Below are 14,090 nucleotides of genomic sequence, written 5' to 3'. Positions count from 1 at the left end.
GCCTGGGGTGAGCGCGTGCCGAAGGACACGCGCATCGTTGTCTGGCTCGCCGAAGCTGTTTGAGTGGAGCTCACCCGCAGGGGGAGCGCAGCGAGTTCTTCGGCGTCACCCCAGGTCCGAGCATCGCAGGCTGCCCCACTCGCCCAACGGGCGAGTGGGGACACGGGCAGCGGGGTCGCCTTTCTTTTGGGTACTTTTCTTTGGCGACTCAAAGAAAGGTACCTCGGCTGCCGGGCCGAGACCCGGCCTCCGCCCCTGAAACAAGCATGCGGCAACCCTAGAGACCAAGCCGCAGAACCACGCCTGCACAGCCGGGCGCACATCCCGGCTCCCGCCCTCAAGCAAGGCGCCGGTAAAAAACCCCGAGAGATCGTCAGCCCAGCAACCGAGCCAAGGTCAACAAAGCCAGCAGCAGCATCCACACCACCACCGACCTCCAAACGAGCCCCACGACACTGCGCAAATGCCCCACTTCAGGCTCCCGCCCAGGGGTCGCGTCACTGTCCCCCATGTCCGCATCGATCTCCAACCCCTGCGGCGTATGCAGCACCGACCGGGCCTTGAGCGCCTCGCCCCCCAAACGGACGTTGATGGCCCCGGCCGTCGCCGCCAGCACCACCCCATCGTTGTCATTGGGAAAGCGCTGCGCATGGAAACGCCAGCCCTCGATCGCCTCCTCGAAGCTGCCCACCACCGCAAAGCTCAGCGCGGTCAGCCGCGCAGGCACCCAGTCGATCACCGTCCAGGCCTGGGCCGAAGCGCGCTGCAGCGATTCGCTCGCGGGCTGGGCGCCCATGCGCTGGCGGTAATGCCAGTAGCGCGAGGCGAATTCGGCCAACCGGTACAGCACCGCCCCCGTGGGGCCGAGACCCAGCGCCGCGAGCACCGAAAACCAGGCCAGGACACCGAACACGTGGCGGTGGGCGGCCAGCACCGAATACTCGATCACGTGGCGCACGATCTCGCTGCGCGGCAGCAGGCCCACGTCCACCTGCTGCCAATGGGCCAGGCGCTCGCGGGCGGCGTCTTCATCGCCTTCTTCCAGCGCATCGCGGATACCGGTGAAATGGTGGCTGAACTGGCGGAAACCGAGGGTGACGTACAGCACCGCCACGCTCCAGAGCACGGCGAACGGCCAGCCCAGCCCCCACAGCAGCAGCCAGTGGATGGCCAGCACGACCAGGGAAGGGACGAGCACCGCCAGGCCCCACGCCACCCAGCCGTGGTGCGACTTGCCGGCGTCGAAATTGCGGCTTACCGACAGAGCCCAGGCACGCAGGCCTGCATGGATGGGGTTGCTGCGGGCCAGCGGGCGGGCCTGCTCGATCAGCAGAGCGAACAGGATGGCGAAGAAACTCATGGTCGCCAATGATACTGGCGCTGCATGCCGCCGTGCACCAATAAGGTCAGGCTTGCATGAAGCGGTAGAAATTGCGCAGCATGCCGGCGGTGGCGCCCCAGATGTGGTGGTTCTTCTCACCGTCCTGGTAGGGCATGGAGAACCATTCGCGGGCCACGCCCTCCCACTCCAGCCGGTGGCGCTGGTGGTTGGCCGGGTCGAGCAGAAAGGCCAGCGGCACCTCGAACAGATCCGCCACCTCGTAGGGATTGGGTGTGAGCACGCAGTCGGGCTGCACCAGCGCGACCACGGGCGTGATGATGAAGGAGGTGCCCGTCACGTAGATGGGCAAGGAACCCAACACCTCCACGTACTGGCGCTCCAGACCCACTTCCTCGAAGGCCTCGCGCAGCGCGGTGTCGGCCGGGGTGGCGTCCTCGGGGTCCGCCCGGCCACCGGGAAAGGCGATCTGCCCTGAGTGCGTGGACAGATGCGCCGTGCGCTCGGTCAGCAGCACCATGGGCTGCTCGCGCAAGACGATGGCCAGCAGCACCGAGGCATGGGCCGGCTCGCGCTGGGCGAACTTGCGCTCCAGCACCACCTCGGGCTCCCACTGCGGCGGGTGCGCAAAGCGCAAGCGCAGCGCCTCGGGGGTCTGGGCCGCCAGCGGCACCGCTGCCAGGTGCGTATCCACCCCCACCACGGGCACCTTGCGCGGATCGAAATCGGGCAGCGTGGACAGGGGCGGGATGATGGAGGACACGGGGCTGATCGGTGGTTTCACTGCAGTCGGGATGAGGGGGCCAAGGGAACGCTGGTGAGGCGGCACAATGCAAAAAGCCGCTACAGGCTGGCTGTAGCGGCTTGCCTGGACGGGTCCAGTCCTCAGGCGGCAGTAGCTGCTGCTGCGGCGGCGGCAACAGCCGCCTTGTTGACGCGCTGTGGCAGCTTTTCCTTGATACGTGCCGACTTGCCGCTGCGGTCACGCAGGTAGTACAGCTTGGCACGGCGCACGTCACCGCGGCGCTTGACTTCGATACCGGCGATCAGCGGGCTGTAGGTCTGGAACGTACGCTCCACGCCTTCGCCGCTGGAGATCTTGCGCACGGTGAAGCCGCTGTTCAGGCCGCGATTGCGCTTGGCAATCACCACGCCTTCGTAAGCCTGCACGCGCTTGCGGGTACCTTCCACCACGTTCACGCTCACGATGACGGTGTCACCAGGCGCAAATGCGGGAATGGTCTTGTTGAGGCGGGCGATTTCTTCCGCTTCCAGGGTTTGAATCAGGTTCATTTTTACATCCAACGATCATGTCCGCGCCAAAAATGGCAGCGTCGGGATTGACGTCTCAGTGTTTCGCACAAACGGCAGGAGCCTGCATGCTCCACATGTTTGCTCAGCAAAACGGCCGGCCAGAGGATCGAAAAGCCTTTGATTATAGCAAGTCAGCGCAACTTGGCCAATACGGCCTCGTCGGCAGGCGTGATGCGACCCGCTTGGCGCGCTGCGGCGATCAGATCGGGGCGGTGGCGCACGGTGACGGCCAGGCGCTGGTCGCGCCGCCAGCGCTCGATCTGCGCGTGGTGGCCGGACATCAGCGCGGCCGGCACGGCCTGGCCTGCCCATTCTTCGGGACGGGTGTAGTGGGGGCAGTCGAGCAGGCCGTCGAGCGCGGGGTTGAAGCTGTCGAGCTGGTGGCTGCCCTCGTCGTTGAGCACGCCGGGCTGCAGACGCGCCACGGCATCGAGCAAGGCCATGGCGGCGATCTCGCCGCCCGAGAGCACGAAATCGCCCAGGCTGATCTGCAGGTCCACATGGGCATCGATGAAACGCTGGTCGATGCCTTCATAGCGCCCGCACAACAGCACGGCGCCCGTGCTGGCAGACCACCGCTCCACCGCCGCGTGGTTGAGCGCCGCTCCGATGGGCGAAAACAGCACCAGCGGAGCCTGGCCCTCGGCAGGCTCGGCGCGCTCGGCGCGGATGGCTGCCAGGCAGCGCGCCAGCGGCTCGGCCAGCATCACCATGCCCGGGCCACCGCCAAAGGGCCGGTCGTCCACGCGGCGGTAGTTGCCCTCGGCTTGGTCGCGGGGGTTCCACAGCCGTACGTCGACCTGGCCACCGGCATAGGCACGCCGCGTCACGCCGCTGGCCAGAAAGGGCGCAAACAGCTCGGGGAACAGGGTGATGATGTCAAAGCGCATGGTGCGCAGCGGACCGCAACCGGTCGCTCAGTAGTCGGGCTGCCAGTCGACGGTGATGCGCTTTTCGGGCAGTTCCACCTTGTCGACGAAATGGGCCACGAAGGGAATCATGCGCTCCTGCACCTTGCCTGCCTCCTCGTACTCGAGCACCAGCACGGTCTGCGGGCCAGTGGACAGCAGTTCGCGCACGGTACCCAGGACCAGGCCCTCGCGGTTGACGACGGCCAGGCCGATCAGGTCCACCCAGTAGTATTCGTCGGTGGCGGTGGTCGGAAAGCCCGAGCGCGGCACGAAGATGCGCGCGCCGCGCAGCGCCTCGGCGCCGTTGCGGTCGTCGATGCCCTGCGCCCAGGCCACCACGGTGTCCGAGTGGTCCTTGGCCTGCCGAATCGGCAACAGCACCGTGCCGGAGAAGGTCTTGGCACCCCGCTCGGAGGGCTGCAGGTACCAGCTTTTGGCAGAGAACAGGGCTTCGGGGTTGCTGCTGTGGGGCACCACCTTGAACCAGCCTTTGATACCCCAGGCGTCGGCAATGCGGCCCACTTCGACGGCGTCGGCAGGCAGTTCTGCGGGTGCGAGGGTCAGGTTCGTGGCCATGGAATGGGTCTCGGAAATAGGAAAAGGGCGGGTTCCGCCAGGCAAGCCGACGGAACCCGCCCTTTTCAGGGAGCTTTAAGCAGCCTTCTTGGCAGCTTGCTTGATCAGGCGGTCCACGGTAGGCGAGGACTGGGCGCCCACGCTCTGCCAGTACGTCAGGCGGTCCTGTGCAATGCGCAGGCCTTCTTCGGTTTCCTTGGCGGTGGGGTTGTAGAAGCCCAGGCGCTCGATGAAGCGGCCATCGCGGCGCACGCGCTTGTCAGCAACGACGATGTTGAAGAAAGGACGGCCCTTGGAGCCGCCGCGGGAAAGTCGAATGACGACCATGATTTATCCTTCGGGTGTTGGGTTCCGGCAATACCTGCCGAAAGCCGCAGTGTTCGCAACCATATTCTCGCAACGCTTGAGACACGCGACATGGCCACCCGGCCAGCGACACGCTGCAAAGCCCGCGATTATATCCAATTCCCCATTCCATGCCCATTATTCGTCCAAGCACCGACGCTGACCTGCCCGCGATCACCGCCATCTACGCCCACCATGTGCTCCACGGCACGGGTACTTTCGAGATCGACCCCCCCACCGAAACCGACATGGCCGGCCGCCGCGCCGACGTGCTGGGCCGGGGCCTGCCCTGGCTGGTCGCCGAGCAGGACGGCCAGGTGCTGGGCTTTGCCTACGCCAACTGGTTCAAGCCGCGCCCGGCCTACCGCTTCTCGGCCGAAGACTCGATCTACGTGGCCGACAGCGCCCGCGGCATGGGCCTGGGCCGGCAACTGCTGGCCGAACTGATGGTGCAGGCCGAGGCGGCCGGCGTGCGCAAGCTGCTGGCGGTGATCGGCGATTCGGCCAACGCCGGCTCCATCGGCGTGCACCGCGCCGTGGGCTTCACCGACGTGGGCGTGATGCGCTCCATGGGCTGGAAATTCGGCGCCTGGCGCGACATCGTGCTCATGGAAAAGACCCTGGGCGCGGGCGACACCACTTCGCCTGAATAATCCCCCCATGAAAAACAAAACACTGGCTGCCTGGCTGGCCTTCCTGGGCGGCCCGCTGGGCCTGCACCGCTTTTACCTGCACGGCATGGGGGACATGCTGGGCTGGCTGCTGCCCATCCCCACGGCACTGGGGATCTACGGCATCCAGCGCGTGCAGCAACTGGGGCAGGACGACCATTACAGCTGGATCCTGATCCCCCTGCTGGGGTTCACGATCGCGGGTTGCGCCCTGCGCGCCATCCTGTACGGCCTGATGACGCCCGAACGCTGGAATGCCCGCTACAACCCCAGCGCCCCGGTGGAAGCGCCCGCCGGCCAGACGCAGTGGATCACCATCGGCGCCATCGTCCTGGCCCTGCTGATGGGCACCACGGTGCTGATGGCCAGCCTGGCGTTCAGCTTCCAGCGCTATTTCGAGTACCAGATCGAGGAAGCGCGCAAGATTTCGCAATAGGCATCCGCCACAACGCAAAAAGCCCTCCGGGAAACAGTTCCCGGAGGGCTTTCTTCATGGAGCTGCAGAGCACTCAGAACAACTGCAGGCTCACCCAGTAGGCAATGGCCGCCACAAAGGCGCTGGCCGGGATGGTGAGCACCCAGGCCCAGACGATGTTGCCGGCCACGCCCCAGCGCACGGCGCTGGCGCGCTGGGTGGAGCCCACGCCCACGATGGCACCGGTGATGGTGTGCGTGGTGGAGACCGGGATGCCCAGCGTGGTGGCCAGGAACAGCGTGATCGCCCCGCCCGTTTCGGCACAGAAGCCGCCCACGGGCTTGAGCTTGGTGATCTTCTGGCCCATGGTCTTGACGATGCGCCAGCCACCGAACATGGTCCCGAGGCCAATGGCCACGTAGCAGCTCACGATGGTCCAGGTGGGCGGCGATGCGTCGCTGGCCGAAGCGTAGCCCGTGGCGATCAGCAGCAGCCAGATGATGCCGATGGTCTTCTGCGCATCATTGCCGCCGTGGCCCAGGCTGTAGGCGCCTGCGGAAACGAGCTGCAGCCGCCGGAACCACTTGTCCACCTTGCTCGGCCTGGCGCGCCGGAAGATCCAGGCCACGGCCACCATCATCAGCGAGCCGAGCAGAAAGCCCAGCAGCGGCGAGACGAAGATGAAGGCCACGGTTTTCAGGATGCCGGCCGAGATCAACGCGCCCGCGCCAGCCTTGGCGATCACCGCGCCCACGATGCCGCCGATCAGCGCATGCGAGGAGCTGCTGGGGATGCCGTAGTACCAGGTGATCACGTTCCAGGTGATGGCGCCCACCAGGGCGCCGAACACCACGTGCGTGTCCACGATGCCGGGCTGCACGATGCCCTTGCCCACCGTGGCGGCCACGCTCAGGTGGAACACGAAGATGGCCACAAAATTGAAGAATGCCGCGAACAGCACCGCCTGCGCGGGCTTGAGCACGCCGGTGGAGACCACCGTGGCAATCGAGTTGGCGGCGTCGTGGAACCCGTTCATGAAGTCGAACAGGATCGCAAGCGCCACGAGCAGAACGACAACCCACAGGGCTGCTTGTACGGTTTCCATGCTGCTGGGCCCTGCCGATCAGGAGTTCTCGAGGACGATGCCCTCGATGCAGTTGGCCACGTCCTCGCACTTGTCGGTGATGGTTTCCAGGAGCTCGTAGATGGCCTTGAGCTTGATCACTTCGCGCACATCGGGCTCCTCGCGGAACAGCTTGCTCATGGCGCTGCGCATCACGCGGTCGGCGTCGGATTCGAGCTTGTCGATCTCCTCGCAGGTCTTGAGGGCGGCCTCGGCCACGGCAGGGTCGGCGATCTTGTCGAGCAGCTTGACGGCGTCGCGCAAGCGCTCGCAGCACTTGAGGCTCAGGTCGGTGAGGCGCGTGATCTCGTCCGTCATGTGGCGCACGTCGTACAGCGCCATGGTTTCCGCCGAGTCCTGGATCAGATCGGCCACATCGTCCATGGTGTTGATGAGCGTGTGGATCTGCTCACGGTCGATGGGGGTGATGAAGGTCTTGTGGATGGCCTTGTTGACCTCGTGCGTCACGCGGTCGGCAGCGCGCTCGGCATTGTCCACGTCCTGGTTGTACTTGTCACGCAGGTGGGGATCGTTGTAGTTGGCCACCAGTTGCGAAAAAGCGCGGGCCGCTTCCACGATGCGGTCCGCATGCTGGTTGAACATTTCGAAAAAATTGCCTTCGCGTGGCAACAGCTTGGCAAACAGCATGGGGGAGGCTCCTGGAACGGGGGGTCGGATTTCTTGGAAATGACGGTGCCATGACAAAACCATGACGCCAACGTGACTGCCGGGAGTTTAACCGCCGGGCCGTTGCAACTAGGCCCAGGGTCGATGGCAGCGGCTTCGCCCGGGGTGGCATCCCCGGGCGAGGCCTACCCACCGGAGACCCTCCGTCCTACAGCAACCGTCGGGGCAGCGCCTTAGATTGGGCGTTCGCCCCGCGGGCATCCGTTGCCCGCCGAATTTCCCCACGTTCCAAGGACACCTTCCATGCCATCCTCGTTCCGCCTGATCCCCTGGCTGGTTGCAGCCGCCTGCGCCGCCACGGGCGTGCAGGCACAGACCAGCAGCGCTTCGCCCAAGCAGCGCGATTCCTTCATTCCTTATACGCAGCAAGGCTACTTCGGCCTGAGCGGCGGCCGGTCCAACTACGACCTTAATGCCGGTCCACCCGGCACCGGCCTGGGCTTCGATGACTCCGACTCGGCCTGGAAACTCTCCACCGGCGGCTATTTCCACCCCAATGCCGGCGTGGAGCTGAGCTACCTGAATGCCGGCAAGGCCCACCGCCTGGGCGGCACCACCAAGGCCGAGGGCGTCAACTTGAGCCTGATCGGGCGCGCCCCGCTGAACGAGCAGTTCGACCTGTTCGGCAAGGTCGGCACCACCTATGGCCGCACGCGCACTTCGGGCTTCTCGGGCCTGGGCGTGGCAACGGGCAAGGACAGCGGCTTCGGGCTGTCCTACGGCGTGGGCGCACGCTGGAACTTCAACCAGCAATGGGCCGCCGTGGTGGAGTGGGAGCGCCACAAGTTCCACTTCTCGGATGAGAACTCGGGCGTGAAGATGACGACGCTGGGCGTGCAGTACAAGTACTGACCAGCAACTGGAGGGCTTGCGTCCTCCCCATGAAAAATGCCGTCCCGAGGGACGGCATTTTGCTGGCGCAGGCAAGCCCTTACTCGCCCAGGTAGGCGGCACGCACCTTGGGGTCGCTCAGCAGCTCCTGGCCCGGCCCGGTCATGGTGATCAGGCCCGACTCCATCACATAACCGCGGTCGGCAATGGCCAGCGCGCGGCTGGCGTTCTGCTCCACCAGCAGGATGGTCACCCCCAGGGCGTACACATCGCGCACGACCTCGAAGATCTTGTCCACCATGATGGGTGACAGGCCCATGGAGGGCTCGTCCAGCAGCAGCACCTTGGGCTGGCTCATCAGCGCGCGGCCCATGGCCAGCATCTGCTGCTCACCGCCTGACATGGTGCCGGCCAGCTGGTCCTTGCGCTCGCGCAGGCGCGGGAAAATGGTGAACATCTTCTCGATGTCGGCCAGGATGCCCGCCTTGTCCTTGCGGATGTAGGCACCCATCTGCAGGTTTTCGGTGATGGTCATGCGCGCGAACACACCGCGGCCTTCGGGCACCATCACCAGGCCGTCCTTGACCAGGTCCCAGGCGCCCTTGCCCTTGATGCTCTTGCCCAGGTACTCGATGTCGCCATCGCCCATGGGCAGCGTGCCCGTGATGGCCTTCATGGTGGTGGTCTTGCCGGCACCGTTGGAGCCGATGAGCGAGACCAGCTCGCCTTCACGCACTTCGAAGTCCACGCCCTTGACGGCCTGGATACCGCCATAGCCCACTTTCAGGCCCTTGATCTGCAGCAGTACCTTGTTGGATTTTTCGGCCATTCTCAATGTCCTCCGGTGCCCAGATAGGCCTCAATCACTTTTTCGTTCTTCTGCACGGTGGCAGGCGTGCCTTCGGCGATCTGCTTGCCGTAGTCGAGCACCGTCACGCGGTCGCACAGGCCCATCACCAGCTTCACGTCATGCTCGATGAGCAGGATGGTGCGGTTGTCGTTGCGGATGCGGTCGATCAGCTCGCGCAACTGCACCTTCTCGGTCGCGTTCATGCCGGCTGCGGGCTCGTCCAGCGCGATCAACTGGGGATCGGTGGCCAGGGCGCGGGCAATCTCCAGGCGGCGCTGGTCGCCGTAGCTCAGGGTGCGCGCCTTGTAGTCGGCGAACTTGCCGATGCCCACGTAGTCGAGCAGTTCCTGCGCGCGCTTGGCGATGGCCAGCTCCTCTGCCTTGAAGCTCTTGGTGCGCAGTATCGCGCCCAGCAGGCCGGACTTGGTACGGATGTGGCGGCCCACCATCACGTTCTCTAGCGCCGTCATCTCCGCAAACAGGCGGATGTTCTGGAAGGTACGGGCAATGCCGGCCTTCGCCACCTCATGCACGGCTGTCGGCTCGTAGGGCTTGCCTGCGAGTTCGAACGTGCCGGCGTCGGGGGTGTACAGGCCGGTGATCACGTTGAAGAACGTGGTCTTGCCAGCGCCGTTGGGACCGATCAGGCCGTAAACCTGGCCGCGTTCAATCGTGATGCCGACGTCGGAGAGGGCCTGCAAGCCGCCAAAGCGCTTGGATATGCCGGCAACCTTCAGCACCACTTCGTTGGATTTCTCTGCCATGTTCTAACTTTCGGTGGTGTTCAGGACTTCTGCGTGAGGCTCTTGCCATGGTCGGGCGCAGGCCACAGACCACGGGGGCGCATCAGCATGATGACGATCATGGCCACGGCAATCAGGAACTGGCGCAGGATGGCGGAATCGAGGCGGCCATCGGTCATGGCCTGCAGCGGGCCGGCCACGTAGCGCAGCACTTCGGGCAGGGCCGACAGCAGCACGGCGCCCAGGATCACGCCCGGGATGTGGCCGATGCCGCCGAGCACCACCATGGCGACGATCATGACCGACTCCATCAGGCTGAAGGACTCGGGCGACACGAAGCCCTGGAAGGCACCGAACATGGCACCCGAGACACCGCCGAACGAAGCGCCCATGCCGAAGGCCAGCAGCTTGAGGTTGCGGGTGTTGATGCCCATGGCCTTGGCGGCGATCTCGTCTTCGCGGATGGCCATCCAGGCGCGGCCGATGCGCGAGTCCTGCAGGCGGTAGCAGATGATGACGCTGATGATCACCAGCACCAGGAACAGGTAGTAGTACAGCGTGACGGAGTTGATGTCGAAGCCAAACAGCTCCAGCCGCTTGCCCAGATCCAGGCCGAAGATCTTGACCGAGTCGATCTGCCCCAGGCCCTTGGGGCCGTTGGTCAGGTTGACGGGGTGGTCCAGGTTGTTCAGGAAGATGCGGATGATCTCACCGAAGCCCAATGTCACGATGGCCAGGTAGTCGCCGCGCAGCTTGAGCGTCGGCGCCCCGAGCACCGCCCCGAAGAGCGCCGCAACCAGTGCCGCCAACGGTATCACCACCCACAGCGAGGTGTGCAGCCCATTGGGGAACATGGCGGCAAACGCGGTGAAGGTATCGGCCAGATGGGGCGATGCCATCAGCGCGAACAGGTAGGCACCCACGGCATAGAACGCCACATAGCCCAGGTCGAGCAGGCCGGCGTAGCCGACCACGATGTTCAGGCCCAGGGCCAGCATCACGTACAGCAGGGCCAGGTCGGCGATGCGCACCCAGGCGTTGCCGAAGTACTGGAGGATGAGCGGGAGAATCAGCAGCGCGATGCCGCCCATGACCCATTTGGCAAGGTTGTTGTTTTTCATGACAAGGTCCTCAGGCTCGGTCGGCCACACGCTCGCCCAGCAGGCCCGAGGGGCGCAGCGTGAGGATGATGATCAGCACGATGAAAGCAAAGATGTCGGTGTAGTGGCTGCCCAGCAGGCCACCCGTGAGGGTGCCGATGTAGCCCGAGCCGATGGCCTCGATCAGGCCCAGCAGGATGCCGCCGACCACCGCGCCGGCCAAGTTGCCGATGCCGCCGAACACGGCGGCCGTGAAGGCCTTGAGTCCGGGCAGGAAGCCCATGGTGTGCTGCGCCGTGCCGTAGTTGGAGGCGTACATGATGCCGGCGATGGCCGCCAGGATGGCACCGATGATGAAGGTGGCCGAGATCACCATGTCGGGCTTGACGCCCATCAGCGAAGCCACGCGGGGGTTCTCTGCCGTGGCACGCATCGCGCGGCCCAGGTTGGTGTGGTTCACCAGGTACATCAGCGAGGCCAGCGCCACTGCGGTCACGCCCAGGATCAGGATCTGGGTGGGGGTGATGTAAGCGCCACCGACCTCAAACGGCGTGCTGGGCAGCATCGTCGGGTACGGCTTGTAGTTGGGCTTCCAGATGATCATGGCCAGCGTCTGCAGCAGGATGGACATGCCGATGGCGGTGATCAGGGGCGCCAGGCGCGGGCTGCTGCGCAGTGGCCGGTAGGCGACTTTCTCGATCACGAAATTCAGGGTGGCAGCGACCACGCACGCGATGATGGTGGCCAGCAACAGGATGAGCCAGCCGGGCGCGCCAGGCATGGCCCCTTGCATTAACCCGATACAGCTCCAACTGGTGAGTGCACCGATCATGAGCACCTCGCCGTGGGCGAAGTTGATCAGTTGAATAATGCCGTACACCATCGTGTAGCCCAAGGCTATCAAGGCGTACATGCTGCCGAGAACCAGACCGTTGATGATCTGTTGCAGCAAAATGTCCATAAGAGAAGTCCTTCGTTTGTAACGCACCCCAAGCGCAGGCACCGGAATCGGTACAGCCTTGTGGGCCCGACTGCCATCTAGCAAAAAACCCGCCAGAAATGCAGCTGTGCGGGTTTGTGGACGGGATTGTAGCCAGTAGTGTCAGCAGCCCCTCTTCAGGATTGGCGGGGTTTTCCCTCGGGTTGCGGATCCATCAGTGACGGGCCGGGCACATAAGTATTTTTGATACACGCAAGAATATTGCTGAGCAAACTTATTACCAGAATCATGCAAAATCGGCATAACGCCGGTTTTCCGCCGTTTCTCCAGTAGCCAATCAGTCCTCGGGGAGGTCGGTGCCATCGGCGGCGGTATTGCGATTGCGCAGCTCACGCAATTTCTGTGCGATCTTGATTTCGAGCCCGCGTTCCACCGGCTGGTAGAAACCAGGCGCCGGCATGCCCTCGGGCAGGTAGTTTTCGCCCGCGGCAAACCCGCCTTCCTCGTCGTGTGCGTAGCGGTAGCCTTTGCCGTAGTCGAGCTGCTTCATGAGCTTTGTCGGTGCATTGCGCAGGTGCATGGGCACCGGGCGCGTCCCGTCCTGCTTGACCCAGGCGCGCGCGGCGTTGTAGGCCTTGTAGACGGCATTCGACTTGGGCGCCACGGCCAGGTAGACCACGCACTCGGCCAGGGCCAGCTCGCCCTCGGGCGTGCCCAGGCGTTCGTAGACCTCGGCCGCATCGAGCGCCAGGCGCAGAGCGCGCGGATCGGCCAGGCCGATGTCCTCGCTGGCCATGCGCACCAGGCGCCGGGCCATGTAGCGCGGGTCGGCACCACCATCGAGCATGCGCACCAGCCAGTACAGCGCCGCATCGGGGTCCGAGCCGCGCACGGATTTGTGCAGCGCGCTGATGGTGTCGTAGAACTGCTCGCCACCCTTGTCGTAGCGGCGCATGCGCTCGCCCAGCACCTTGAGCAGCCAGGCGTCCGTGATCTCGGCCAGTTGCTCCTGCGTGGCCGCCATGGCCAGTGTTTCCAGCGTGTTGAGCAGGCGCCGGGCATCGCCGTCGGCATAGGCCACAAGGCGGTCGATGGCGTCCTGCTCAATGGCGGGCAGCGCCTTGTGCGCCTGGGCCAGGGCCACGAGCTGCTGCAGGTCCTCGGTCGACAGGGGCTGCAGCACGTACACGGCGGCGCGCGAAAGCAGCGCAGAGTTGACCTCGAACGAGGGGTTCTCGGTGGTCGCGCCGATGAAGGTGAACAGGCCGCTTTCCACATGCGGCAAAAACGCGTCCTGCTGGCTCTTGTTGAAGCGGTGCACCTCATCGACGAAGACGATGGTGCGCTGCTGCATGAGGCCGTCACGCGCCAGCTCGGCCCGCTCCACCGCCTCGCGGATGTCCTTGACCCCGCCCAGCACGGCACTGATGCTGATGAACTGCGCGTCGAAGGCATCGGCCATGAGCCGCGCAATGGTGGTCTTGCCCACGCCCGGCGGGCCCCACAGGATGCAGCTGTGCGGACGGCCCGATTCGAACGCCAGGCGCAGCGGCATGCCCGGCCCCAGCACCTGCTGCTGCCCGATCACTTCGCCCAGCGTGCGCGGGCGCAGGCGCTCGGCCAGGGGTTGGTGGGCGGCGGTGGATGGCGAAGGGGAACTGCGGGACGTACTCATGGTGGCGAAGAAACGGGGACCGTGTGGATGGCAACCTGCGGCATGCACCGATTCCAACACAGGCAGCGGCCGCTGCATTTTGTAACGATGACGCTGGGGCACATGGAACGCGCACCCCATGCCCATCGCTTATAAACAAGCGCTTTTCGGGGCGGGGCACAACCCCATTCCCATTCTTGCTCCTGCACCTGGATCCCCTGACCCATGAAGCCAGTCTCTTTTTGCACCCTGCCCCTGCTCCTGCTCCTGAGCGCCGCCCTGCTGTGCAGCACCGCCCATGCCGACGTAACCGAAGCCGAGGCCATTGAGGCCCAACTTGGCTCGGCCCTCGAGTCGGCCGATTTCGCGGCCAAGAACTGCCCAAACCTCGCCATCAATGACGACAAGGTGCAAGAGTTGCTCAAGCGCATCAAGAAGACGGCAGCAGACCTGCGCGCGGGCGAGGACTACGACGACCAGCACAGGGTGGTGCAGCAGCTCGACAAGCAGCAGGGCCGCGCCATGATCTGCATGGTGCTGCCCTCCGCCCATGGGGGCTACGCGCGCGGCGTCATCCAGAAGAAATAGGCG

Annotated in this window: 17 protein-coding genes; 4 read left to right on the top strand and 13 right to left on the bottom strand. The window is 65.0% G+C overall.

The features are described 5' to 3' along the window. Positions 1-373: 373 nt before the first annotated feature. The 6 genes from ASE31_RS12865 to rpsP form a co-directional block, all read right to left on the bottom strand. A complete protein-coding gene (locus ASE31_RS12865; protein ID WP_057202006.1) occupies positions 374-1,360 on the bottom strand; it encodes a CobD/CbiB family protein in 987 nt (328 codons plus the stop codon). A 46-nt stretch (positions 1,361-1,406) separates the two neighbouring features. Then, the gene (locus tag ASE31_RS12860) at positions 1,407-2,123 is read right to left on the bottom strand and encodes a CoA pyrophosphatase (protein WP_235514431.1); all 717 of its coding nucleotides are present in this window, start codon (positions 2,121-2,123) and stop codon (positions 1,407-1,409) included. A gap of 101 nt (positions 2,124-2,224) precedes the next feature. Next, a complete protein-coding gene (rplS, locus tag ASE31_RS12855; protein WP_057202005.1) occupies positions 2,225-2,632 on the bottom strand; it encodes a 50S ribosomal protein L19 in 408 nt (135 codons plus the stop codon). 152 nt (positions 2,633-2,784) lie between these two features. After that, positions 2,785-3,543 carry a tRNA (guanosine(37)-N1)-methyltransferase TrmD gene (gene trmD, locus ASE31_RS12850; RefSeq protein ID WP_057202004.1) on the bottom strand — a complete coding sequence of 253 codons (759 nt, stop codon included), beginning with the start codon at positions 3,541-3,543 and terminating at the stop codon, positions 2,785-2,787. Between the two features lie 27 nt (positions 3,544-3,570). Continuing rightward, positions 3,571-4,140 carry a ribosome maturation factor RimM gene (gene rimM, locus ASE31_RS12845; protein WP_057202003.1) on the bottom strand — a complete coding sequence of 190 codons (570 nt, stop codon included), beginning with the start codon at positions 4,138-4,140 and terminating at the stop codon, positions 3,571-3,573. Positions 4,141-4,215: 75 nt separating this feature from the next. Further along, positions 4,216-4,467 (bottom strand): 30S ribosomal protein S16, encoded by a 252-nt coding sequence (rpsP, locus tag ASE31_RS12840; protein ID WP_007859791.1) that lies wholly within the window; start codon positions 4,465-4,467, stop codon positions 4,216-4,218. A gap of 149 nt (positions 4,468-4,616) precedes the next feature. Here rpsP and ASE31_RS12835 point away from each other — a divergent pair, with 149 nt between their 5' ends. Both ASE31_RS12835 and ASE31_RS12830 read left to right on the top strand, forming a co-directional pair. Next, the gene (locus ASE31_RS12835; protein ID WP_057202002.1) at positions 4,617-5,138 is read left to right on the top strand and encodes a GNAT family N-acetyltransferase; all 522 of its coding nucleotides are present in this window, start codon (positions 4,617-4,619) and stop codon (positions 5,136-5,138) included. 7 nt (positions 5,139-5,145) lie between these two features. Beyond that, positions 5,146-5,592, top strand: coding sequence for a TM2 domain-containing protein (locus ASE31_RS12830; protein ID WP_057202001.1), 447 nt, complete (start codon positions 5,146-5,148; stop codon positions 5,590-5,592). A 73-nt stretch (positions 5,593-5,665) separates the two neighbouring features. On the opposite strand, the gene ASE31_RS12825 is transcribed toward ASE31_RS12830, so the two are convergent. Next, complete coding sequence (locus tag ASE31_RS12825) at positions 5,666-6,676, bottom strand: inorganic phosphate transporter (protein WP_057202000.1); 1,011 nt, start codon at positions 6,674-6,676, stop codon at positions 5,666-5,668. 18 nt (positions 6,677-6,694) lie between these two features. Further along, on the bottom strand, positions 6,695-7,342 hold the full coding sequence (locus ASE31_RS12820; RefSeq protein WP_057201999.1) for a DUF47 domain-containing protein: 648 nt from the start codon (positions 7,340-7,342) through the stop codon (positions 6,695-6,697). Positions 7,343-7,624: 282 nt separating this feature from the next. On the opposite strand from ASE31_RS12820, the gene ASE31_RS12815 reads away from it, so the two are divergent. After that, positions 7,625-8,233 (top strand): outer membrane beta-barrel protein, encoded by a 609-nt coding sequence (locus ASE31_RS12815; RefSeq protein ID WP_057201998.1) that lies wholly within the window; start codon positions 7,625-7,627, stop codon positions 8,231-8,233. A gap of 79 nt (positions 8,234-8,312) precedes the next feature. Here ASE31_RS12815 and ASE31_RS12810 read toward each other — a convergent pair whose 3' ends face one another. From ASE31_RS12810 to ASE31_RS12790, 5 genes are all read right to left on the bottom strand, one after another. Further along, positions 8,313-9,041 carry an ABC transporter ATP-binding protein gene (locus ASE31_RS12810; protein ID WP_057201997.1) on the bottom strand — a complete coding sequence of 243 codons (729 nt, stop codon included), beginning with the start codon at positions 9,039-9,041 and terminating at the stop codon, positions 8,313-8,315. Between the two features lie 2 nt (positions 9,042-9,043). Continuing rightward, positions 9,044-9,826, bottom strand: coding sequence for an ABC transporter ATP-binding protein (locus tag ASE31_RS12805; protein ID WP_057201996.1), 783 nt, complete (start codon positions 9,824-9,826; stop codon positions 9,044-9,046). 20 nt (positions 9,827-9,846) lie between these two features. Next, positions 9,847-10,926 carry an ABC transporter ATP-binding protein gene (locus ASE31_RS12800; RefSeq protein ID WP_057201995.1) on the bottom strand — a complete coding sequence of 360 codons (1,080 nt, stop codon included), beginning with the start codon at positions 10,924-10,926 and terminating at the stop codon, positions 9,847-9,849. A gap of 10 nt (positions 10,927-10,936) precedes the next feature. After that, positions 10,937-11,866 carry a branched-chain amino acid ABC transporter permease gene (locus tag ASE31_RS12795; RefSeq protein WP_057201994.1) on the bottom strand — a complete coding sequence of 310 codons (930 nt, stop codon included), beginning with the start codon at positions 11,864-11,866 and terminating at the stop codon, positions 10,937-10,939. Positions 11,867-12,182: 316 nt separating this feature from the next. Continuing rightward, positions 12,183-13,520, bottom strand: a complete 1,338-nt coding sequence (locus tag ASE31_RS12790; RefSeq protein ID WP_057201993.1) for a replication-associated recombination protein A — start codon at positions 13,518-13,520, stop codon at positions 12,183-12,185. Positions 13,521-13,724: 204 nt separating this feature from the next. Here ASE31_RS12790 and ASE31_RS12785 point away from each other — a divergent pair, with 204 nt between their 5' ends. Continuing rightward, positions 13,725-14,087: a hypothetical protein gene (locus ASE31_RS12785; protein ID WP_057201992.1), complete on the top strand. Its 363-nt coding sequence runs from the start codon at positions 13,725-13,727 to the stop codon at positions 14,085-14,087. The last annotated feature ends 3 nt before the right edge of the window (positions 14,088-14,090 follow it).

The sequence above is a fragment of the Acidovorax sp. Root217 genome (assembly GCF_001428645.1).
Taxonomy (GTDB): domain Bacteria; phylum Pseudomonadota; class Gammaproteobacteria; order Burkholderiales; family Burkholderiaceae_C; genus Acidovorax.
Note: the sequence above shows the minus strand (reverse complement) of the source record. Positions and strands in the feature narration are given on the sequence as shown.